The following is a 22147-nucleotide window of genomic DNA, read 5'->3' on the forward strand; positions in this document are numbered from 1 at the left end:
CCGGCCCGTCCCGGCCTTAAGGTGGGCCCCATGACCACCGAGTCGGACCCTTCGTACCCGGCCCACTGGGAGGCGGACGTCGTCCTGCGCGACGGCGGCACCGCCCGGATCCGGCCCATCACCGCGCAGGACGCGGGGCGGCTGGTCAGCTTCTACGAGCAGGTCTCCGACGAGTCGAAGTACTACCGCTTCTTCGCCCCCTACCCCCGGCTCTCCGACCGCGACGTGCACCGCTTCACGCACCACGACTACGTGGACCGGGTCGGCCTCGCCGCCACCATCGGCGGGGAGTTCATCGGGACCGTCCGCTACGACCGGATCGGCGCCGACGGCCGGCCCGCCTCCGCCCCCGCCGACGAGGCCGAGGTCGCCTTCCTCGTCCAGGACGCCCACCAGGGCCGCGGGGTGGCCTCCACCCTCCTCGAACACATCGGCGCGGTGGCCAGGGAGCGCGGCATCCGGCGGTTCGCCGCCGAGGTGCTCCCCGCGAACAACAAAATGATCAAGGTGTTCACGGACGCCGGCTACCAGCAGAAGCGCAGCTTCGAAGACGGCTCCGTGCGCCTCACCCTCGACCTCGAACCGACGGCCGAGTCCCTCGCCGTCCAGCGCGCCCGTGAGCAGCGCGCCGAGGCCCGCTCGGTGCAGCGGCTGCTCGCCCCCGGCTCGGTGGCCGTGATCGGAGTCAGCCGCTCCGGCGCGGGCGTGGGCGCCGCCGCCCTGCGCAACCTGCGGGACAGCGGCTTCCGCGGCCACCTCTACGCCGTCAACGAGGCGGTCACGGCCGATCTCCTGGACGGCGTACGGGCCTACCGCACGCTCGGCGCCATCGACGCCCCGGTCGACCTCGCGGTCATCGCGGTTCCGGCGGACCGGGTCCCGGAGGCGGTGGCGGCCTGCGGTGAGCACGCGGTGCAGGGGCTCGTGGTGCTGTCCGCCGGATACGGGGAGAGCGGCCCGGCCGGGCTCGCCCGCCAGCGCGAACTGGTGCGCCAGGTGCGCTCGTACGGCATGCGCCTGATCGGACCGAACGCGTACGGGGTGATCAACACCTCCCCGGAGGTCGAGCTCAACGCCTCGCTGACGCCCGCCCCCATGCCCTTGCACGGCCGGATCGGCCTCTTCACCCAGTCCGGGGCCATCGGGATCGCCCTGCTCTCCGCGCTCCTGCGCCGCGGGGAGGGGCTGTCCTCCTTCGTCTCGGCGGGCAACCGGGCCGACGTCTCCGGCAACGACATCCTCCAGTACTGGTACGAGGACGAGGCGACGGACGTCGCCCTGATGTACCTGGAGACCCTGGGCAACCCGCGGAAGTTCACCCGCCTCGCCCGCCGGACCGCGGCCGCGAAGCCGGTGGTCGTCGCCCGCGGCGGCCGCCACACCCCGGCCGGGCACGTCGTCCCGGACACCCGGCTGTCCGACGCCACCGTCTCCGAGCTGCTGCGCCAGGCCGGCGTGATCCGGGTCGACACGGTGACGGAGCTGGCGGACGTCGGCCTCCTGCTGGCCTCGCAGCCGCTGCCCGCCGGACCCCGGATCGCCATCCTCGGCAACTCCGAATCCCTCGGGGTCCTGAGCTACGACGCCTGCCTGACGCAGGGGCTGCGCCCGCTGCCGCCGCTGGACCTGACGACGGCGGCCTCGCCCGCAGACTTCCGGGACGCCCTGGCCGCCGCCCTGGCCTCGGACGGCAACGACGCGGTCATCGTTACCGCCATCCCGTGGGTCGGGGAGCAGGCGCTGGCCGACGACCTGGCCGAGGCCCTGCGCGACGCGGTCGAGGAGCGCCCCGGCAAGCCGGTGGCCGTGGTCCACGTGGAGCTCGGCGAGCTGGCGGAGGCCCTGTCCGCCGCGCGCGGCCCCGCCCCCGCCCGCCACCGGCCGCCCGAAACGGCGGTCGCGCCCGAAACGGCGGTCGCCGCCGGAGCGGGCAGCCTCGCCGGAGTGGCGGGCGCGCCCGTAGCCGCGGGTCCCGGCCCCGCACCCCGCGCCTCGGCCGCCCCCGGCCGCGCTCCCCGGCCGCCGCAGGCGGGCGCGCCCTCGCAACCGCCGCCCACCGGTACGGGAACCGCCGCGCCGCCCGGATCCTCCGCCACCCCCGCAGCCGCCCGCATCCCCGCCTATCCCGCCGCCGAGCGGGCGGTCAAGGCCGTCGCGGAGGCGGTGCGTTACGGCCAGTGGCGGCAGGCCAACGCCGAGGCCGGGCACGTACCCGAGTACGAGGACATCGACGAGGCGGGGGCCGCCGCGCAGCTGGCCCGGCTGCTCGCCTCCGTCGAGGAGGGAGCCGCGGTCACCCTGGGCGACTTCGACGCCCATACGCTGCTGGGGCGGTACGGGATCCGGGTGCTGCCCACCCTGTCCGCCCTCACGCCCGACGCGGCGGCCCGCGCCGCCCGGGCCCTGGGGTATCCCGTCGTCCTCAAGACCACCGCCCCGCACCTGCGCCACCGCGCGGACCTGGGCGGCGTACGGCTCGATCTGACGAGCGAGTCCGAGCTGAGGCGCTCGTACGACGAGATGACCGAGACGCTGGGCAAACCGGCGGAACTGCTCCCCGTGGTCCAGGCCATGGTGCCCCGCGGCGTGGACACCGTCGTGCGGTCCGTGATCGACCCGGCGGCCGGCGCCGTCCTGTCCTTCGGGCTCGCCGGAGTCGCCTCGGAACTGCTCGGCGACACCGCCCACCGCCTCGTCCCGGCCACCGACCGCGACGCCGCGGGGCTCATCCGGTCCATCCGGACCGCTCCCCTCCTCTTCGGCTGGCGCGGCAGCGACCCCGTCGACACCGGCGCGCTGGAGGAACTCCTCCTGCGCCTGTCCCGTCTCGTGGACGACCATCCCGAGGTCATCGGGGTCTGCCTGGAGCCCGTCGTGGTCGCCGCCGAGGGCCTCTCCGTCCTCAGTGCCACCGTCCGCGTCGCCCACCCGCCCGCCCGCGGCGATCTCGGGCCGCGGACGCTCCCGAGCTACTGAGCGGCCACTGACCTGACTGACCGGGTACAGAGCGGCCGGGGTGCGCCGTGCGGGCCTTAGGATGGACCTCATGGCGAAATCCGGTACGACGACCCAGGGGCTGCGCACGGCGATCGAGCGCAGCGGCTACTACCCGGCCCTCGTGGCCGAGGCGGTGGAGGCCGCGGTGGGCGGCGAGCCCATTTCGTCGTACCTGGTCCACCAGGAGACGACCTTCGACTCCAACGAGGTGCGCCGCCACGTCACCGTGCTGGTCCTGACCGGCAACCGCTTCATCGTCAGCCACACCGACGAGCAGGCCGCCGACGCGGGCTCCCCCTCCCCGTACGCGACCACGTCCACCGAGTCGGTCAAGCTCTCCAGCATCTCCTCGGTGGTGCTGAGCCGCGTCGTAGCCAACCCGGAGTCCTACACCCCCGGCACCCTGCCCCGCGAGGTCGTCCTGACCATCGGCTGGGGCGCGGTCTCCCGGATCGACCTGGAGCCCGCCGCCTGCGGCGACCCGAACTGCGACTCCGACCACGGCTACACCGGCAACTCCACCGCCGACGACCTCAGCCTGCGCGTCAGCGAGGCGGGCGACGGCCCGGAGGCGGTGCGCCAGACCCTCCTCTTCGCGCAGGCGCTCTCCGAAGCGACGGCGGCGACCTCCTCTCCCGCCCGCTGATGGTGTACTCGACGGCGCAGGACTGGCAGGAGCCGGAGCTGCTGGACCTGGACGGCGCCCCCGTCCCGCAGTACGGCAGCGGCTCCCTCGCCGACCTGCTGCCCACGCTCGCGGCCGGTCAGGGCGTACCGGGTTTCAGCGCGGCCATCCCGGAGCTCACCCCGGCCGACCGGAACTGCGTGTTCCTGGTCGACGGCATGGGCTGGGAGCAGATCAAGGCCCACCCGGCAGAGGCCCCGTACCTGACCTCCCTCCTCGGCAGCTCGCGCGGCGGCACCGGCCGCCCGCTCACCTCCGGCTTCCCGGCGACCACGGCCACCTCGCTCGCCTCCGTCGGCACCGGCCTGCCGCCCGCCCGCCACGGCCTGCCCGGCTACGCCGTGCGCAACCCCGCCACCGGTGACCTCATGAACCAGCTCCGCTGGTACCCGTGGACCGAGCCGAAGCCCTGGCAGCCGTACCCGACGGTCTTCCAGCTGGCCGACAAGGCCGGGGTGGCGACCGCCCAGGTGTCCTCGCCCGCCTTCCAGACCACCCCGCTCACCAAGGTCGCGCTGAGCGGCGGCAGCTTCCTCGGCCGGATGACCGGCGAGGAGCGCATGGACCTGGCCGCCGAGCGCCTCGCGGCCGGTGACCGCGCCCTCGTCTACACGTACTACAGCGAGCTCGACGGCGCCGGCCACCGCCACGGCGTCGACTCGGACGCCTGGCGCGGCCAACTGATGTACGTGGACCGGCTCGTCCAGCGGCTCGCCGAGCAGCTGCCGCCGCGCACCGCCCTGTACGTGACCGCGGACCACGGCATGGTCGACATCCCCTTCGAGGAGGAGGCGCGGATCGACTACGACGAGGACTGGGAGCTGGGCGCGGGCGTGGCCCTGCTGGGCGGCGAGGGCCGGGCCCGGCACGTGTACGCGGTGCCGGGGGCGCAGAACGACGTCCTGACCGTGTGGCGCGAGGTGCTGGGCGACCGGTTCTGGATCGCGAGCCGCGAAGAGGCCCTGGAACTGGGCTGGTTCGGGCCGCCGGGGGAGTGCGACGAGCGCGTGCTGGGGCGCATCGGCGACGTGGTCGCGGCGGCTCAGGCCGATGTCGCGATCACCGCCTCCCGCAATGAGCCCAACGAGTCGGCGCTGGTCGGAATGCACGGCTCCATGACGGCGGCGGAGCAGCTCGTCCCGCTGCTCGAAATCCATTCCTGAACCACTCCTGAACCACTCCTGACCCCGCAACCGGCCTCCAGACCGGGCGCCCGCCGCTGCCCACGACCCGAAAGGTCTCGTACTTCCCATGCCCGAGCTGGTGTTCTTCTCCGGAACGATGGACTGCGGAAAGAGCACTCTGGCGCTCCAGATCGCCCACAACCGCGATGCGCGGGGACTTCAGGGCGTGATCTTCACCCGTGACGACCGGGCGGGTGAGGGGAAGCTGTCCTCGCGCCTCGGGTTGGTGACGGAGGCGGTGGAGGCGCCGGAGGGCATGGACCTGTACGCGTACCTGGTCGCCCAGCTCTCCAAGGGCGGGAAGGCGGACTACGTGATCGTCGACGAGGCGCAGTTCCTCGCCCCGCAGCAGATCGACCAGCTCGCGCGCATCGTGGACGACCTCGGCCTGGACGTCTTCGCCTTCGGCATCACGACGGACTTCCGCACCAAGCTCTTCCCGGGCTCCCAGCGGCTGATCGAGCTGGCGGACCGCCTGGAGCAGCTCCAGGTGGAGGCCCTGTGCTGGTGCGGCGCCCGCGCGACCCACAACGCCCGCACGATAGACGGCGAGATGGTGGTCGAGGGCGCCCAGGTCGTCGTCGGCGACGTGAACCGCCCGGCGGGTGAGATCGGCTACGAGGTCCTCTGCCGCCGCCATCACCGCCGCCGCACGACCTCGGCCTCAGCCCAGGCGTCCACCCTCTCCCCGGACGTCCTCCCGGTCAACCCGGCCTGACGGTGGAGGGCGGGACCTCCTGAGGTACGTGAGCGTACAGCTGCCGAACCGGCCGGGCTTCATGCTGTCGTGACCGCACGTGACCTGTGGGATACGGAGTTGCCCCGCTCCTGTGCCCGACCGCCCCGCGTAGCGGCCGCCGACCGGAACGAGGACCGCCCGTACGAAACCCAGTTCGTCAGCACGGACGGGCAACACGCACGTCCGGGTAGTACTTGCCCGCGCGGGCGGTTTCTGGCCGTTCGGGTCCGGGAGAACGGCAAGAGTTAGGTCGTGATCATGGACCCCGACGCCACCTCCGAAACCCCTGAACCCCCTCACGCCCCCGGAACCCCCGGCGAGCCCACACCGTTGCCCTCCCGCCGTACCGTCATCGCCGGAGCGGCCGCCTTCGCGACGGCCGGCGGGCTGACGGTCGCCGTCACCTCCGCCGATACCTCGCAGGCCGTCCCCGGCTCCGCGGTCGCCGACTGGGGCACCTGCCTGACGATCGCCCGGGCCATCCTCGTACGGGACGACGAGGACCAGCCGCTCGTACCGCGCTACGCCGACATCCTTCTGAAGAACGGCCTGCCTCGCTCACCCCGCCCGGGAAAGAAGGTGCTGATCGTCGGGGCCGGGCCGGCCGGCCTCACGGCCGCCCACCTCCTGCGCGAGGCGGGCCACCAGGTCACCGTCATCGAGGCCAACGCCAACAGGGTGGGCGGCCGGATCAAGACCTTCCGCACGGGCGGGCACGAGAACGCCGCCCAGCCCTTCGCCGACCGGCGGCAGTACGCCGAGGCCGGCGCCATGCGCATCCCCGACAGCCACCCGCTGGTCACCGGACTGATGGACAGCCTCGGCCTCAAGCGCCGGCGCTTCCACCTGATCGACGTCGACGGAGCCGGCCGCCCCGCCTACCGGACATGGATCTACGTCAACGGCATCCGCGTCCGCCGCGGCGACTACGCGCGCGCCCCGCAGGCGCTCAATCGTTCCTTCGGGGTGCCGAAGGCATACGAGTCCGTCCCCGCCTCGCAGATCGTCCGCGACGCCTTCGCGCCCGTACGCAAGGAGATCGACGGCAAGAAGGACAAGGAACTCGTCGAGGGCTGGGCACGCATCATCCAGCGCTACGGCCACATGTCGATGTATCGCTTCCTGACGGAGGAGGCCAAGCTCGACGAGCGGACCATCGACCTGATCGGAACCGTCGAGAACCTCACCTCCCGCCTGCACCTCGCCTTCGTGCACAGCTTCATCGGTGCCTCGTTGATCAGTCCCGACACGGCCTTCTACGAACTGCCCGACGGCACCGCCACCCTGGCCGACGCGCTGTACGCGCGCGTCAAGAACCTCGTGCGCCTCGACCGTCGTGCCACCCGCATCACCCACGGCGAGGGCAAGGTCACCGTCGAGACCGTGTCCGAGGGCCGCGGCGGCAGCCCCGTGCGGCGCGAGACCTTCACCGCCGACACCGCGATCATCACCGTCCCCTTCTCCGGACTGCGCCACATCCCCATCAGCCCCGCGCTCTCCTACGGCAAGCGACGCGCGGTCACCGAACTGCACTACGACGCCGCCACCAAGGTGCTGCTCGAATTCAGCCGCCGCTGGTGGGAGTTCGACGAGGCCGAGTGGAAGCGTGAGCTCGAAACCGTGCAGCCCGGCCTGTACCGGCAGTACCAGAACGGCCAGACCCCGGCGACCGGAACCCTGCTGGGTGCCCACTCCTCCGTGCCCGAGGGCCACATCTCCACGGGGCAGCGCGCCCACTACGCCGCCAGCCGTGTGGTCACCCGGGACCAGCCCGAGGCGGCCGGCCTCATCGGCGGAGGCTCGGCCACCGACAATCCCAACCGCTTCATGTTCCAGCCCTCCTACCCCGTCGCAGGCAGTGCCGGCGGCGTCCTCCTGGCCTCCTACAGCTGGTCGGACGACGCCCTGAAGTGGGACTCCCTGGACGACGAGGAGCGCTACCCGCGCGCCCTCGCCGGCGTCCAGGAGGTGTTCGGGCAGCGCATCGAGGTCTTCTACACCGGCGTCGGCCGCACCCAGTCCTGGATGCGCGATCCCTACGCTTACGGTGAGGCCTCGGTGCTGCTGCCCGGCCAGCACACCGAGCTCTTCCCCCACGTCCGCAGGGCCGAGGGCAACCTGCACTTCGCCGGCTGCCACACCTCCATCAAGCCCGCGTGGATCGAGGGAGCCCTGGAATCTGCGGTGCGGACCGCCCTGGAAGTGCACACGGCGTAGGGCCGCCCCAGGTGGTGCCGTCAGCTCTCGGCGAGCAGGATCAGCCAGTCCTCCTCGCAGAACCGGACCCGCTGCCGCTTGTCGGGATTGATCCGTACACCGTAGTCGGGGCCCGTGGCGCTCCGCGCGCGCAGCCGGTAGCCGACCACGCACTCCCGGCGCCGCCGCGCCGACTCGACGGCGGTGGCGAACGAGACCTCATGACCGGCCCGGACGTAGTCCGCGGCCGGCTTGAGGTGGAACTCGTGGCCGTCCGCCTTGAACAACTCCTCGAAGACCGCGGCGAGATACGGGCTCTCCGAGATCTGCGTCATCAGAAGGCTGATCAGCTTGCCGCTCACGATGAAGTCGGCGCCGTCCCGGGCGGGCGCGAGCAGCCGGTTGCCGTCGTGGGACATCTCGGTGGTGAGCGTGAGTTCCCGCCGCGCGGCGTCCCCGATGGCGCGCAGGTGCAGCAGGGTGACCAGCGTCCTGTCGTCCGCCCGCACCTCGGGCTCCGTCACCGGATCGAGGGCGACGGCGGGTGCGTCGGAAGCCGAGGCCGCGGGCTCCGTCTCACCGATCACGATGACGCTGTCGTACGAGGGCACGTCCAGCTTGGCCAGGGCGAGCGGGTCGGTGATGTCCCCGTCGTGGAAGGAGACTGCGAGGCGGGACCGCACGGCCGCGACGGCGCGGGCGCCGCGGACGGCCGCATACTCGCCGAGCGCCACGACGTCCAGGGTGGTTCCCGGGCTCACGTACTGGCCGAGCTGCTCGATGACGAGCGGGGCGCGGCGGTTCCAGCCGAGCAGCAGGAGGCGTTCGGCCTTGGCGGTCCTGGGGCCGGCCGTCACGATGGCGTCCTCGTCGACCTGGGAGGCCACGTCCGCCCGCACGGCCGTGTGGTCGTCCTGGGAGATGACGATGATCCGGTCGGCCGGTCCGATCGCCGCGCCCGGTTCCGGATTGAGCGTGACGCTCCCGTCGGCGTGCAGCAGGCCGACCGCCGAGGACGTGGCGAACGACAAAAGCGCCTCGCCGAACGTGCGCCCCACGAGGTCCTCGGCGGCGATCGGGTAGAACTCGTCGCCCTCGAAGTCGAGCAACTCCGAGTAGACGAGGGAGAGACCGGGCTGCCGGGCTGTCTGAACGAGGAGCCGGGCGACGATGTCGTCGACGCACAGGACGTGTCCCGTGGGTCCGGCGGCCAGCCTGGCGGTCCTGTGGTTGCGGGAGTCACGGACGGCGGCGACCACCACCGCTTCCCCCTCCCCGGACCCGCGGACGGCTGCGTCGAGGGCGAGTAGCGTCTTCACCACGTGGGCGTCACCGGTGTCCCCGGTGGGAGGCAGCACCAGCACCGCCCTCGCGGTGCGCGGGCTGACCCGGCACAGCTCGGTGGGGTCGCGGGTGCTCCCGCTGCGGCAGATGATCCGCGTCCTGCCACTGTCGCCGACGCGGGTGGAGATCTTCTCCTCCATCCACACCTTGTCCTGCGGGGCGAGTACCGCGATGGCGGAGCGGCGCTGGTTGGCGTTGGCGGCCACCAGCTCTCCGATGACGGGAAAGACCTGGTCCGACCACCCCAGTACGACGGTGTGCCGCGTCTCCAGCACGGTGGAGTGGCCCAGGCGCAGCGACATGATGCGCCGGTTGATGCCCGTGGTGATCAGACTGACCAGGGTGGACACGAAGAGCAGCGCCACCAGCGCGAGCGATACGGACGCCAGTACGTAGAGCGGGGAGCCGACCGCACCCCCGATCTTCAACGTCTGACCGACGCTGACCCACACGGCGGTGAGCCGGCCGGAGAGCGTGGCCGGAGCGGCCCGGTCGGACCAGACGAGGACCAGACTCGCCGGAATGACGACAGCGAGGCAGGCCAGGGCGAGCCAGCCGATGAGCGCGGTCGTCCCCCCGGACACCAGATGGTCGAAGCGGTACCGGAGGCGGAGCCGGAGGGCCCTCGTGTCCTGCTGCGCCACACGAGCTCCCGTACATGAGTTGACGCGCCGGTCGGAGCTGCGCTCCGACCCCGGGAGTCACCCTAGGCAGATCTCCGCTCCCGCCCCCCTTGAACCGCACCGACCTCACTCAGAGGTATGAATGCACCTCGGCGCACCGAACCGCACCGCGTCGCGTCTCCTCGCCACTCGACCCCGGCCGCCGAAGCCGGTGAGGGGGCCCGCACAATCATGGCTCCGGTATGAACGTGAGGGGATGGCACTACGTTGCACAGGGTGGGGAACGGGAAGACGTGGCGCGCGGCCGCCGCCACGGTCGCGCTGGCCGGTGTCGCGGGATGCGGGGGCAGCGGCAGCAAGCCACCGGTGGAGGACAAGGCCACCGCCTCCGCGAGCGGAAGCCCCGGCGCGGGTACGGACGCGGGTGCGGGCGCGGTCGGCAGCGCAGGGCCAGGCGTAGAGCAGCTCAAGGCCTTCGCGCTCGCCCCGGGCGACAAGGCAGGACAGTACGAGGCGGCCGAGCCGTTCCTGGACGAGCCCATGAACGAGATCTACGACGCACAGCCCGCGGCCTGTCAGCCGTTGACCAGCCTCGGAAAGGCCGGGCACACGGCCCAGGCCTACACGAAGACCAATGTGCCCGGCGACTGGCAGGCCGTCGGCACCGACATCCTGCTGCGCTCCTACCGCGACGGCGGCGCCGCCTCGGCGATGAAGAGCCTGGCCGAGGCCGGCCGGCAGTGCGCGGGCGGGTACACGGAGGAGCGCGGGGTCGTGGAGGGAAAGGTCCTGACAGTGGAGCCGGTCGAGGCTCCCGCGCTGGGGGACGAGGCCCTCGCGTACGGCATCGTGGTGCAGGACGTGAAGGAGGAGGACATCAAGCTCTACAAGTACCTGACGGTGATCCGAGCCGGGGCGGTGACCCTGTCCTTCCGGTCGGACATCCTCGACACCAAGGACTTCGGCGGGGTGCCGCAGGACGTGGTGACGGCCCAGTGGGAGAAGTTCTCGAAGGCCGGGGGCGCGGCCGCCTCGTAAGACGCACTCGCCGTCGGCATGCGGACTACGACCCCCGGGAGGGAGACTGCGATGCGGCTGACGGGGGCGCCCCTGGCGGGTGGTTGGACTATCTTTCTCGCGTGGGCCAGCTGATCGCCCAAGACCCGACCCGCATCGGCCCGTACCGCCTGATCGCCCGGCTCGGCGCGGGCCGGGTCGCGCCCCGCGCCCTGATCTCGGGGGGCCTGGGGATCGCGGCCGGCGGACTGCTGCTCCTGAGCGGGCTCGACGTCAACGGCGGGTACGTGATCCCGGTCCTGCCCGGCATGCTCCTCACCGGCTTCGGCATGGGCCTCGCCCTCGTGCCCGTCTTCGTCACGGCCGCCGCCGGCATCGCTCCGCAACGCTTCGGCGCGGCCGCCACGACCGTCGTCGCCGCCCAGCACCTGGGCGGAGCGATCGGTGGGGCGCTGCTCAGCGGGGTCCTCACGGCCTACCTGAACGGCGGGTCATCGTCGCCCGAGTCGTTCACCGAAGACCTGCTCGCCGGTTACAGCGCCGCCCTCTGGTGGGTGGCCGGCAGCATGCTGCTCGCAGCCCTGACCGTCGCTCTGGTGATCCGGACCAAGCCGGCCTCGGCTTCGTGAACGCCCGAGGGCGCGCTCAGTCCGAAGCCCGGGCGCGAGGCTAGGTCCAGGCTGTGCCGGGCCCCGCTCTCCGCGCGGGTGCAGCTCCGGCCAAGTCCCTTGACAGTCCTGGTTCATTCCTGGTGGAGCAAGCCCGGTGTCTCCAGTGAGAGGCTGACCGGGTCGGCTCACATGACCTCGGGGGGCTCTGGTTTCATGTCCGGTAGATTTCTAGAAGCTGATTCCAATTCCAACGGGGCTGACGTGTTAGAGCTGAGGGGCAGCGGGGCCGAGCCGCTGGAGGCCGACGATCCGCGCCTGATCGGGTCGATTCCGGTGGCGGGACGGCTGGGTGCCGGGGGTATGGGGCGGGTGTACCTCGGGGTCCTGGACGGCAGGTACGTCGCCGTCAAGCAACTGCTGTCCTCTGTCGTGGGGGAGGACCAGGACTTCCTGCGGCGCTTCGGGCACGAGCTGGACAACCTCTCTCGCCTGCCCCCTGCGGCCACGGCGCCGTTGCTCGCCAGCGACCGGACTGCACGGCCCCCGTGGTTCGCCACCGCGTACATCCCCGGCCTGACGCTGCGGGAAGCCGTCGAGCTGCACGGCAGGCCCCTGCCCGCGGCCGCGCTGTGGCTGCTGATGAGGGAAGCGGCGGCCGGGCTGGCGACGGTGCACGCGCTGGACATGGTGCACCGGGATCTCAAGCCGTCCAACGTCATGCTGACCCTCGACGGGCTCACCCTCATCGACTTCGGTGTCGCGCGGGCCACCGAGCAGAGCCAGCTCACCAGGACCGGCATGGTCGTGGGCACGCCCGCCTACATGGCGCCGGAACAAGCCTCCGCCGCAAGGAGGTTGAGCGGTGCGACCGACGTGTTCGCGCTGGGCTCGGTACTGGCGTACGCGGCGTGCGGCCGGCCGCCCTTCGGTGACGAGTCGGGGCACGGCGTGCTGTACCGCATCGTTCATGAAGAACCGGACCTGGAGCCGTTGCGGGAGCTGGATCCGGACCTCGCCGAGCTCGTGGCGGCCTGTCTCGACAAGGACCCCGAGGGCCGCCCCACGGCCGCGGAGCTCCTCGAACACGCCCGGCCGCACGCCCCGGTCAGCACCCCGCTGTGGCCGGAGGCCATCACGGTGCGCCTGTCCGAGCGGGCCGCCTTCGCCGGGGATGTTCAGGAGATCGACGTACGTACGCTCCCGCTCGCAGGCGGAAAGCCGGCACCGGCACCCGTACCCGTACCTGTACCCGTACCCGAACCGGCACTGGGCCCGGAGCCGAAACCGGTCCCGGAACCGCCGAAGCCCGCCGAAGCGAAGCCCGCGGAACCGAAACCCGCCGAGCAGAAGCCCGAGCCTGTGGCGGCGTCCCGTCCGGAGCGAACCGGGCCGCCGGAACGCCGCCGCCGCCGTACGCGTGTCTTCCTCGCCGTCCTCCCCGTCGTCGTGGTCGCCGGCGGTACGACACTGGCGATCCAGTACCTGCCGCACATCTCAACACCGCAAGCCGGGGCCCATGCCACCCCCTTCCCCTCGGCCCCGGTCCCGCCGGCCGATACGGCGCCGTCGACGCCGGGCGGCAGCCCGTCGGGTACGGCGTCCCCGGTGCAGTCGCCGGTCGCGGACCAGGCTCAGGGGGACGACAAGGGCACGGCGCAGGGCGGGGCAGGCGCGCCCCCGGCCCCGCCGGCCGCCGGAGCGGGCGGGAGCGTCCCAGGCACCGGTACGGGCACCGGCCCCGGCACCAGTACCGGAACCGGATCCGGAACGCAGAACGGCTCGGGCCCCTCGGGCGGTTCCGGCAGTTCCACTCCCTCCGGCGCCGGGACACCCGCAGCCACCACGCCCCCCGCTTCGGGCACCCACCGCTACCGCAACGGCAACAACGGCAAGTGCATCACCCAGGTCTACGGAGCTTCCGACCACGGCTCCTGTTCCGACTCCACCGCCCAGTGGACCGTGCAGGGCAGGCCGGACGGCAGCTTCAAGCTCGTCAATCGGCAGACCGGCCAGTGCCTGTACTCCAACGGGCTCGGCCAGGCCGTCTTCGTGGGTGACTGCGCCCAGGACGGCGGACGGCTGTGGCGTACGGGTTCAGGCGGCAGCCTCCGGAGCGACTACGGCGGGGGCTGTCTCGATCTGGGCATGAGCAGCGGCCTGGTCACCAAGACGTGTGGTGGGGAGGCATCGCAGCGCTGGTCGAGGCAGGCCTGAAGGGTGTTGCGGAACGGCTCGGCCCCGGCGTCAGCTCGGGCCGGCCGCCTGCGGGCCCGGCGGGAAGGGGATCTGGGCGAGGGTCGGAAGGAGGGATTCCTCCTCGTAGTCCAGGTGCGCCGTGAGTTCGTGCGACATCCGCTCCAGCTCGGCCCGGAACCGCTCCGGGTCCGCGGCCGCGATGTCGGCCAGCAAACCGCTCAGTTCCTCCTGCAGACGGGCGACCGTGCGGTGCTCGACCCGCAACCGTGCGAAGGTGTCGGCCAGGTGCGGATGCCGCGCCTCCATGACGGGGAACACGTGCGCGTCCTCGCCGGTGTGGTGGAACTCCAAGGCCTGGCAGAACGCCAGGCATCGCTGCCGTATCTGCAGGCCGAGCCCCGGCGCGGGCGGCTCACCGGGCCCCCGGTGCGCCGCCCGCGCGGCGAAGTGCGCCTCCACCTCCTCGCGTACGTGCGCCAGTTGGGCCCGCAGCCAGACGTGTACCTCCATCAGCTTGTCGGCGAGGGTCCCGGCCTCCGCCGGCCCCTCGCCCTCGGCCTCCGCCACTTCGGCGGACTCCAGGACCACGACCGGCAGTACGCGCGAGGTGCTCTCCTGATACACCCCGTAACCCGGCTCCACGCTCACGACGTGCGCGAACAGGCGGTCGCGGCGCTCGCCCTCGGCGGGCACGGCTATCGCCTCGAACTCCTCGGTTCCGAGCTCGACCCGGACCAGTGGACGGGCCATCAGGTTGTGGTACCAGTCGGGGTGATGGGGGGCTCCGAGGTTCGATCCGACGATCAGCAGCAGATCGCCGTGGCGGACGTACCCGAGGGGAACGGTCCGCGCTTCTCCGGATTTCGCGCCGGTCGTGGTCAGCAGGAGCAGGTCGCCGCCTTCGAAGGGGCCGCCGACCTTCCCTCCGTTGGCTCGGAACTCTTCGATGACGGATTGGTTGAAGTCAGTGGGCATGATGCGTCAGATCTCCATGAAAGGCGCAGAACAGGATCCGCGAGGACGCGGCGCTGTTCGGGGAAGGGGAGGCCCGGAGGACGGGCCGATCGGGTGGGCGCCATGCCGCGCCGTGACAACGCGCTCGAAGCGGTCGGTCACGGAGGCGGACATGCGCGCGTGCGTCGGTCATGTGCGAGCGCGGCGGACATGCGCCTGCGCGTCGCACGGCGACGCCGGGCGTGAACGCGCCGAGTCAGGTACGGCGCACGGGAAGTGGACTCATGGTGGTCCCTCGAAATACCGGTGGTCGCCCGATCGCCGGCCGGCCCACTGCTCTTTGGCCGGCGCCACGCGCCACGCGCCCCATGAGAACCCACGGGTACGCCGGCTGTCAACGCGCGCACGACCGGCCCCTGCCACCCCACCCGCCCGCGCCGCATGCCCGCCCGCGCCCCCGGCGGGAGACCGGCGCCGGGGGCGGGCCGCTTACGGACTCCCCGTCAGGCAGCGCCCCCGCCCGGCGCGGCCGAGGCGCCCGGCCGTGACCGTACGAGCGTGAAGACCGCGCCCTCCGGGTCGGCGACCGTGGCGCACCGGCCCCGCAGCCCGTCGCGGGGCGCCTCCACGATGCGCCCGCCGAGCTCGGCGACCCGGGTGGCGGCCGCGTCGGTGTCCTCGACCTCGAAGTACGCCATCCAGTGCGGGCCCCGGTCGTGCGGCAGCGAACGGCCGACCCCGTGCACGGCGGCCACCGGGCGGCCCTCCAGGAGCAAGGTCACGTAGTCGAAGTCCTCGGCGGCCGTGCCGTAGGTCTGCGCCTCGTGGCCGAAAACATGCTCGTAGAACTTGTCGACCGCCGACGTGTCCTGCGTGATCAGCTCGTTCCAGACGGGGGTGCCCGGCGTGCCGTGGACGAGGGTGCCCATGTGGCTCTGGGCCTGCCAGATCCCGAAGATCGCGCCCAGCGGGTCGGAGCAGATCGCCATCCGTCCCGCGACGCCGGCGTCCAGCGGGCCCACCGCGACCGTGCCGCCGCGGGAGCGGATCGATTCGGCCGTCGCGTCGGCGTCGTCCGTGGCGAGGTACGTCGTCCAGGCCACCGGAAGATGACGGTCCGGCGGCATCTCGCCGATGCCGGCCACCTCGTGGCCGTCCAGCACGGCCCGGACGTACGGCCCGAGCTGATGAGGACCCGGTACGTACTCCCAGCCGAACAAGTCGGCGTAGAACTCCTCGGTGTTCCCGAGGCTGTGCACCATCAGGCTTACCCAGCACGGTGTGCCCGACGGGCGCCGTGTAGCTTCCGCTGCCTCGGTCATGTCAGCCGTCTCCTCCGTTGTGGGTCCTGCCGCTCGCTGCCGCTGATGGTTCCACTCCGCGGAGCCCGGCGCGCCCCGACCGGCCGTATCACCGGGGCGGGGTACACACATGACCGGATCGGTGCGCCCCGCTGTTGACGGGGTTGTCATACGGGCGCCGGGCCCGGAGGAAGATGGCCGCATGACTGCGAAATCCGCGATTCTCTCCGCTGCCGAACTCATGCGCGAGCTGGCCGGTTCCCGGCCCCCGGTGCTGCTGGACGTCCGCTGGCAGCTCGGCGGGCCCGACCAGCGCCCCGCCTACGAGGCCGGGCACCTGCCCGGCGCCGTGTACGTCGACCTCGACCGGGAACTGGCAGGTCCGGCGGGGTCGGGCGGGCGGCACCCGCTGCCCGATCCGCAGGAGTTCGGCGCGGTGATGCGGCGGGCCGGTGTCTCGGCGGACAGGGCGGTGGTCGTGTACGACGGCGGTCAGGGCTGGGCCGCCGCCCGGGCGTGGTGGCTGCTTCGCTGGACGGGTCACCCGGACGTGCGGGTGCTGGACGGCGGCCTGACCGCGTGGACTGCCGCCGGGGGTGAGGTGACGGCCGACAGGGTGACGCCCACCGAGGGCGATTTCAAGCCAACTCCGGGCGCGGTCGGAGTGCTGAACGCGGAGGGGGCGGCCGCGCGGGCCCGCGCGGGGATCCTCCTGGACGCGCGCGCGGGGGAGCGATACCGGGGAGAGGCCGAGCCGATCGATCCCGTGGGCGGCCACATCCCGGGCGCCGTATCGGCCCCGACCACGGAGAACGTGGGCCCGGACGGCCGCTTGCTGCCGGCGGAGGCGCTGCGCGCCCGGTTCGCGGGCCTCGGGGTGTCGAAGGACGTGCCGGTGGGCGTGTACTGCGGCTCGGGCGTCTCCGCCGCTCAGCAGGTCCTCGCCCTGGAGGTGGCGGGCATCCCGGCCGACCTCTACGCGGGCAGCTGGTCGCACTGGTCCTCGGACCCCGCCCGCCCGGTAGCCGCGGGCCCGGACCCCCAGTAACCGCCGCCTAGCCCGCCCGTAGCCGCCGCGCCCGTCGGCCGGGCCCCGGCCAACGGGGCCGCGCCGTCCGCCCCGGCCCCTCAGCCGGGGTGGGCATGCGGACTCGCCTTGCGTGGAGAGCTGCCCGCGCGTGCGGCGTACTCCGCTGACGCCTGCTTGCTCCCCGCCTACTCCTGCTTCTTGCGGCGGGTGCCGAAGACGATTTCGTCCCAGCTCGGGACCGCCGCACGGCGGCCCGGGCGGACGCCGTCGGCCTCCGCCTGGCGGTCGGTGGTGCCCGTCAGGCGGTCGCGGTGGCCCGCCACCGTGCGCGGCATCAGCACGTCGGCGTACGCCGAACCGGCGCCCGCCGAAGCGGCCGGGGCCGGCGGCTCCTCCGCCTCGGCCTCCTCCGCGGGCGGTTCGGGCCGTTCCGGGACCACCATGTCGCCGCGGAAGCTCGGTACCGCCTCCAGCAGGCTGGTCAGGGTGTCCCGTTCCTCTTCCGGATCCGGCGCCGGGGCGACCGGCCGTTCCAACTGGCGGTCCAGGGCGCGGTCCAGCGGCCGGTCGCGCGGCAGCCGGGCGATCCTCGGCACGAAGGGGAAGCTCGGCTCGGGCGTCGCGGGCAGGTCGTCCGACTCGCCGATGAGGGAGCGGGCTTCGTCGTCCACGGCCACGACCAGACGGCGCGGAGGATCGTACGTCCAGCTCGCCGAGTGCGGCTCGCCCGCGACCCGGTAGACGAGCAGGACCTCCCAGGTGCCGTCGTCGCGGCGCCAGGAGTCCCACTGGAGGGATTCCTTCTCGGCGCCCCGCAGCGTCAGCCGCTCCTGGACGGCCTCACCGAGCTGGGGCCCGGTGTTCTCGCCGGGGCGGCGTACGGGAGTCTTGCGCGCCCGCTCGGCCATGAACGCGCGCTCGGCGAGCACGGGCCCCTCGAAACGGCGTACGCGCTCGACGGGGATGCCGGCGAGCTGAGCGACCTCCTCCGCGGAGGCACCGGCCCGTATGCGGGCCTGGATGTCGCGGGGGCGGAGGTGGCTCTCCACCTCGATCTCGATCTGGTTCAGGCGCGCGCGGTCGTTGCGCACGGCGGCGCGCAGGCGCTCGTCGATCGGAAGCGTGTACTCCGTGCTGTCCCCAGCCTTGAGCACCAGTCGTGTGCCGTCATTTGAGACGGCCACGACACGCAGTTCGGGCATGGGGACCTCCCGGGTGGTGCCTGCCGACGTCACGTGCGTCGCTGCTTCCGCTAGTCGAGTGTGGCCTGCCCGGGTGCAGCCTGCCACAACCTTGCCGTGTTAAACCGGCGTGTCGGGCATGCGCCCTTGATCGCCGTTATGGCACGGTTACCTGTTGGGCACGCACAGTGACCGAACGATTACTGTGCGCAGCAGGAACCCGTGCAATACCGCGGCATCACCGGTCTTGAGTGCCGTTTTCCATCAGCCGGCCCCCTCTCCCGGGTCCGGACATCCGTAAGGAAGGACGGCCCCAGGGCTCGCCACAGTACTCCATTCGGGCCACCTGGGTGGACCGCCGCGCCGCCGAACTTCTCCCGGACGGCGCCAGTTGGCATGCCCTCTGACGGGCCTCACCTGCACCCGCGTCCGTTTCCGGGTGTCTTGCTTCACAGAAACCCCAGAAATGGAACTTTCCGTTTCGCTCAGCTGTCTCTCACTACTGGAAGAGGAGAAGCGGGAGAGGCGGAAGAGGCGGGAAGCGCAGGGATGGCGATGGGTCAGAAGACGACGCGGGACGTCGAACCGCAGCAGAAGAAGCTCGACCTGAGTGCGGCTCAGGTGGCGGGCAGTTCCCTCGCCACCGTCGCGGCGGCGTTGCTCGCCTCGAAGCTGGGCGTCTACGGGACGATCGCCGGCGCCGGTGTCGTGAGCGTCGTCGCCACCGCAGGCGGGCCCGTCATCCAGCACTTCTTCCGGCGCACCGGCGACCACCTGCGGGAGACGGCCGTCCGGCCGAAGCCCCGTCAGGCGCCGGTTCCGCAGGAGGCCGGCTCCCCGGAGCCCTCGCGGGAGTTCGGCGCGGCCACCGTCCACGGCACGCGCGTACGGGGCTGGAAGCGCACGGCGGTGGCCTCCGGTGCGGCCTTCGCCCTCGCCATCGGCGGCCTGGGGACGTACGAGGCGATGGCCGGCACCTCGGTCAGCGCGGACGGCCGCACCCTGCTGACCGGCGGCGCCGCCACCGCCCCCGACCACAGGCGCGAACCCGCCAACGAGAAGGGCGGCGGCGGCAAGCCGAGCCAGTCCGAAGAGCCCGGCCCGTCCGGCAACGGCGGACAGTCCGGGCAGCGCCCCGGCCCCGGCGCTTCACCCGACCCCTCGTCCGATCCCTCCTCCAGCCCGTCCGGCGACCGCGGCCCCGCCCCGGACCCGAGCCGCTCGGCCCCCGTGGACCCGACTCCCGCCCCGTCCCCGTCGAAGCACACCCCCACGCCGGCACCGACTCCCACGCCGCACCCGGACGGGCCGACCCGAGCCGGGGGCGCCACCGGCGCCGGGCCGGAGCAGCGGAGCGCGCCCTGAGGCCGCTGCGCCGCCCCGGCTCATTCGCCCAGGACGCGCCGCAGGTAGTCGTTGCCGAAGACCCGCTCCGGATCCAGCCGGTCCCGGAGCGCGGTGAATTCGCCGAACCGCGGGTAGACCCCCGCCAGGTACCCGGCGTCCCGCGTGTGCACCTTGCCCCAGTGCGGCCGTCCGCCGTGCGCGGTGAAGATCCGTTCGGCCGCCGTGAAGTAGGACCGGTACGGCGTGCCCCGGTACATGTGCACCGCGATGTACGCCGTCTCGCGCCCCGATGCCGTCGAGAGCGGGATGTCGTCGGCCGGAGCCGTCCGCACCTCCACCGGGAAGCTGACGCGCAGGCGGGAGCGGTCGACCACGGCCTTCAGCTCCCTCAGCGCCTCGACGGCCCGCTCGCGGGGGAGGGCGTACTCCATCTCCACGAACCGCACCCGGCGCGGACTGGTGAACACCTTGTACGGGATGTCCGTGTAGGTGCGGGCCGAAAGGGCGCGGCTGGCGATGCGCGCGATGCCGGGGATGGTGGCGGGAACGGCCCGGCCCAGCGCGTTGACGGCCCGGAAGACGCCGTTGGAGAGCAGCTCGTCCTCGATCCAGGCGCTTACCGGGCCGGGCGGGGCGGCCGGGCCCTGGCTGCGGTTGTTGCGCTTGGTGGTGCAGTTCCCGGTGTGCGGGAACCAGTAGAACTCGAAGTGCTCGTTCTCCGCGACGTGCTGGTCGAATTCGGCCGTCACCCGGTCGAAGCCCATCGGCTCCTCACGGGCGGTCAGGAAGAAGACCGGCTCGACGGCGAAGGTGAGCGAGGTGACGATACCGAGCGCGCCGAGGCCGAGCCGGGCGGCCGCGAAGACCTCCGGATTCTCCTTCTCCGAGCAGGTCAGCAGCCGGCCGTCGGCGGTGACCAGGTCCAGGGCGCGGATTTGGGTGGAGAGGGAGGCCGAGTCGCGGCCGGTGCCGTGGGTGCCCGTGCTGGTCGCCCCGGAGACCGTCTGCTCCATGATGTCGCCCATGTTGGTGAGCGAGAGCGCCTGGCGGGCCAGGGCCCGGTTGAAGTCCTTCAGGACCGTGCCCGCCGCCACCGTCACGGTCCCGGCGGCCCGGTCGATCCCGCGGATCCCGCTCAGTGCCTGCGGACGTATGAGGACCCCGTCCGTGGCGGCGGCCGCGGTGAAGGAGTGGCCGGTGCCGACCGCCTTCACCCGCATGCCGTCCTCGGCGGCCCGGCGGACTGCCTGCTGAAGCTCCCCGACCGAGGCCGGGGTCACCACTCGGGCGGGTGTGGCGGTGACATTGCCCGCCCAGTTACGCCATGCCGTCCTTGCCGGCCCGGACTTCCCTGCTGTCGCCGTCCCCATCGGTAGCTGGCTCCTCCCCTTGCGCCGGCCTCGTCAGCCGGCGGTAACCCGCGAACGCCACCGCCGCCGCGGCCGCACCCGCCGCGATGGAGACGACGTACCCGCGCTGCGCGCCGGCGGCATCGATGACCAGGCCGGTCACGGACGAGCCGGCCGCTACGCCGACCGCGAGACCGGTGCTGATCCACGTCATGCCCTCGGTCAGCTTCGCGCGGGGTACGTGCGCCTCGATCAGGGCCATCGTGGTGATCATCGTGGGAGCGATGGCGAGGCCCGAGACGAAGAGCGCCACGGCCAGAAACGGGAGGCTCCCGGCCAGTAGGAGGGGGATCATACTCACGGCCATGGCGGACACGCCCAGAACCCACCTGACTTCCGTCCGGCCCTTGAGGTGCAGCAGGCCGAAGACGATGCCCGCGAGGCAGGATCCGAGCGCCCAGACGGCCAGGATGAAGCTGGCGGAGGCCTTGTGGCCCTGCTCCTCGGCGAAGGCCAGGGTGGCCACGTCGATGGAGCCGAAGATGGCCCCCGTCGCGACGAAGGTGGCGGTCAGCACCTGCAGGCCGGGGGAGCGCAGGGCGGAGGTGCGGTCCGTGTGCGCGTGGCGCGGATGCGGCTCGGGCTCGGTGGACCGCTGTGCGGTGAGCAGCCATACGCCGACGAGCAGGCAGACGGCGGCGATGAGCGGACCGGCCTCGGGGAACCAGGTGGTCGACAGCCCGATGGCGATGATCGGTCCGAAGATGAAGCAGACCTCGTCCACCACCGACTCGAAGGAGTAGGCGGTATGCAGCTCGCGCGAGGAGTCCTGGTAGATCATCGTCCACCGGGCCCGGATCATCGAGCCGACGCTGGGCACGCAGCCCGCGATCGCCGCGCACACGAAGAGGGTCCAGTCCGGCAGACCGTTCGCGGCGGCAAGCAGCAGTCCGGCGACCGCCCCCACCGAGATGAGCGTGGCGGGGCGCAGGACCCGGCGCTGGCCGTACTGGTCCACCAGCCGGGACACCTGGGGGCCGATGACGGCGGCCGCCAGGGCGAGCGTGCCGGTGAGGGCGCTCGCCATCGCGTAGCGGCCGGTGAGCTCGGAGATCATCGTGAGGATGCCGACACCGACCATGGAGAGCGGCAAGCGGCCTATGAGGCCGGCGGCGCTGAACCCCTTGGTTCCGGGGGCCGCGAAGAGCGCGCGGTAGGGACTGGGCAAGGGATCTCCGTAAGGGACGTCATCGGCCCGTACAGGTTACGACCGCCGACGAGGCACCCGCACGGGAATTCCAGACAGTGAAGTTAGGGTCACCTTACCTTCGGCGCAGCTCCTGGTCGGGCCGGGGCGGTTCCCGCCCGCGGGCGAGCAGTGGCAGGATTCGAC

Annotated in this window: 16 protein-coding genes; 10 read left to right on the forward strand and 6 right to left on the reverse strand. The window is 72.5% G+C overall.

What is annotated here, in order from left to right; all coding sequences use genetic code 11:
* Window positions 1-30 precede the first annotated feature (30 nt).
* The 5 genes from ACWDX7_RS17285 to ACWDX7_RS17305 all read left to right on the forward strand — a co-directional run bounded on the left by ACWDX7_RS17285 (window position 31) and on the right by ACWDX7_RS17305 (window position 7822).
* Window positions 31-2976, forward strand: a complete 2946-nt coding sequence (locus ACWDX7_RS17285) for a GNAT family N-acetyltransferase (protein WP_451750901.1) — start codon at window positions 31-33, stop codon at window positions 2974-2976.
* 70 nt (window positions 2977-3046) lie between these two features.
* A complete protein-coding gene (locus ACWDX7_RS17290; RefSeq protein ID WP_451493165.1) occupies window positions 3047-3643 on the forward strand; it encodes a DUF5998 family protein in 597 nt (198 codons plus the stop codon).
* Entirely contained in the window at window positions 3643-4845 is a 1203-nt protein-coding gene (locus tag ACWDX7_RS17295; RefSeq protein ID WP_451493164.1) for an alkaline phosphatase family protein, read from the forward strand. Before ACWDX7_RS17290 ends, ACWDX7_RS17295 begins: the two co-directional genes overlap by 1 nt.
* 88 nt (window positions 4846-4933) lie before the next feature.
* A complete protein-coding gene (locus ACWDX7_RS17300) occupies window positions 4934-5584 on the forward strand; it encodes a thymidine kinase (RefSeq protein ID WP_451493163.1) in 651 nt (216 codons plus the stop codon).
* A gap of 279 nt (window positions 5585-5863) precedes the next feature.
* Window positions 5864-7822: a flavin monoamine oxidase family protein gene (locus ACWDX7_RS17305; protein WP_451493167.1), complete on the forward strand. Its 1959-nt coding sequence runs from the start codon at window positions 5864-5866 to the stop codon at window positions 7820-7822.
* Between the two features lie 20 nt (window positions 7823-7842).
* On the opposite strand, the gene ACWDX7_RS17310 is transcribed toward ACWDX7_RS17305, so the two are convergent.
* Window positions 7843-9789 (reverse strand): CASTOR/POLLUX-related putative ion channel, encoded by a 1947-nt coding sequence (locus tag ACWDX7_RS17310; RefSeq protein ID WP_451493162.1) that lies wholly within the window; start codon window positions 9787-9789, stop codon window positions 7843-7845.
* Window positions 9790-10044: 255 nt separating this feature from the next.
* Between ACWDX7_RS17310 and ACWDX7_RS17315 the strand changes: the two genes are divergently transcribed.
* The 3 genes from ACWDX7_RS17315 to ACWDX7_RS17325 all read left to right on the forward strand — a co-directional run bounded on the left by ACWDX7_RS17315 (window position 10045) and on the right by ACWDX7_RS17325 (window position 13610).
* On the forward strand, window positions 10045-10806 hold the full coding sequence (locus tag ACWDX7_RS17315) for a hypothetical protein (RefSeq protein WP_451493161.1): 762 nt from the start codon (window positions 10045-10047) through the stop codon (window positions 10804-10806).
* A gap of 101 nt (window positions 10807-10907) precedes the next feature.
* Window positions 10908-11414, forward strand: coding sequence for a hypothetical protein (locus ACWDX7_RS17320; protein WP_451493160.1), 507 nt, complete (start codon window positions 10908-10910; stop codon window positions 11412-11414).
* A gap of 243 nt (window positions 11415-11657) precedes the next feature.
* Window positions 11658-13610, forward strand: coding sequence for a serine/threonine-protein kinase (locus tag ACWDX7_RS17325; RefSeq protein WP_451493159.1), 1953 nt, complete (start codon window positions 11658-11660; stop codon window positions 13608-13610).
* A gap of 30 nt (window positions 13611-13640) precedes the next feature.
* Here ACWDX7_RS17325 and ACWDX7_RS17330 read toward each other — a convergent pair whose 3' ends face one another.
* Together ACWDX7_RS17330 and ACWDX7_RS17335 are read right to left on the reverse strand one after the other, a co-directional pair.
* Window positions 13641-14567 carry a nitroreductase/quinone reductase family protein gene (locus tag ACWDX7_RS17330; protein WP_451493158.1) on the reverse strand — a complete coding sequence of 309 codons (927 nt, stop codon included), beginning with the start codon at window positions 14565-14567 and terminating at the stop codon, window positions 13641-13643.
* 482 nt (window positions 14568-15049) lie between these two features.
* A complete protein-coding gene (locus tag ACWDX7_RS17335; RefSeq protein WP_451493157.1) occupies window positions 15050-15868 on the reverse strand; it encodes a VOC family protein in 819 nt (272 codons plus the stop codon).
* A 181-nt stretch (window positions 15869-16049) separates the two neighbouring features.
* On the opposite strand from ACWDX7_RS17335, the gene ACWDX7_RS17340 reads away from it, so the two are divergent.
* Window positions 16050-16895, forward strand: a complete 846-nt coding sequence (locus tag ACWDX7_RS17340; RefSeq protein ID WP_451493156.1) for a sulfurtransferase — start codon at window positions 16050-16052, stop codon at window positions 16893-16895.
* A 167-nt stretch (window positions 16896-17062) separates the two neighbouring features.
* On the opposite strand, the gene sepH is transcribed toward ACWDX7_RS17340, so the two are convergent.
* Window positions 17063-18079, reverse strand: coding sequence for a septation protein SepH (sepH, locus tag ACWDX7_RS17345; RefSeq protein ID WP_451493155.1), 1017 nt, complete (start codon window positions 18077-18079; stop codon window positions 17063-17065).
* A gap of 534 nt (window positions 18080-18613) precedes the next feature.
* On the opposite strand from sepH, the gene ACWDX7_RS17350 reads away from it, so the two are divergent.
* Window positions 18614-19423, forward strand: a complete 810-nt coding sequence (locus ACWDX7_RS17350) for a hypothetical protein (protein WP_451493154.1) — start codon at window positions 18614-18616, stop codon at window positions 19421-19423.
* A 20-nt stretch (window positions 19424-19443) separates the two neighbouring features.
* Here the strand turns inward: ACWDX7_RS17350 and ACWDX7_RS17355 are convergent, their stop codons facing one another.
* Both ACWDX7_RS17355 and ACWDX7_RS17360 read right to left on the reverse strand, forming a co-directional pair.
* Window positions 19444-20775, reverse strand: a complete 1332-nt coding sequence (locus ACWDX7_RS17355; RefSeq protein ID WP_451493153.1) for a D-arabinono-1,4-lactone oxidase — start codon at window positions 20773-20775, stop codon at window positions 19444-19446.
* Entirely contained in the window at window positions 20723-21982 is a 1260-nt protein-coding gene (locus ACWDX7_RS17360; protein WP_451493152.1) for an MFS transporter, read from the reverse strand. The genes ACWDX7_RS17355 and ACWDX7_RS17360 overlap by 53 nt, the downstream gene beginning before the upstream one ends.
* Window positions 21983-22147 lie beyond the last annotated feature (165 nt).

Source organism: Streptomyces sp. NPDC003034 (assembly GCF_053591375.1).

Coding starts and splice junctions, on each gene's coding strand:
- ACWDX7_RS17285 (WP_451750901.1), top strand. CDS start 31: ATGACCACCGAGTCGGACCCTTCGTACCCGGCCCACTGGGAGGCGGAC.
- ACWDX7_RS17290 (WP_451493165.1), top strand. CDS start 3,047: ATGGCGAAATCCGGTACGACGACCCAGGGGCTGCGCACGGCGATCGAG.
- ACWDX7_RS17295 (WP_451493164.1), top strand. CDS start 3,643: ATGGTGTACTCGACGGCGCAGGACTGGCAGGAGCCGGAGCTGCTGGAC.
- ACWDX7_RS17300 (WP_451493163.1), top strand. CDS start 4,934: ATGCCCGAGCTGGTGTTCTTCTCCGGAACGATGGACTGCGGAAAGAGC.
- ACWDX7_RS17305 (WP_451493167.1), top strand. CDS start 5,864: ATGGACCCCGACGCCACCTCCGAAACCCCTGAACCCCCTCACGCCCCC.
- ACWDX7_RS17330 (WP_451493158.1), bottom strand. CDS start 14,567: ATGCCCACTGACTTCAACCAATCCGTCATCGAAGAGTTCCGAGCCAAC.
- ACWDX7_RS17335 (WP_451493157.1), bottom strand. CDS start 15,868: ATGACCGAGGCAGCGGAAGCTACACGGCGCCCGTCGGGCACACCGTGC.
- ACWDX7_RS17340 (WP_451493156.1), top strand. CDS start 16,050: ATGACTGCGAAATCCGCGATTCTCTCCGCTGCCGAACTCATGCGCGAG.
- sepH (WP_451493155.1), bottom strand. CDS start 18,079: ATGCCCGAACTGCGTGTCGTGGCCGTCTCAAATGACGGCACACGACTG.
- ACWDX7_RS17350 (WP_451493154.1), top strand. CDS start 18,614: ATGGGTCAGAAGACGACGCGGGACGTCGAACCGCAGCAGAAGAAGCTC.
- ACWDX7_RS17355 (WP_451493153.1), bottom strand. CDS start 20,775: ATGGGGACGGCGACAGCAGGGAAGTCCGGGCCGGCAAGGACGGCATGG.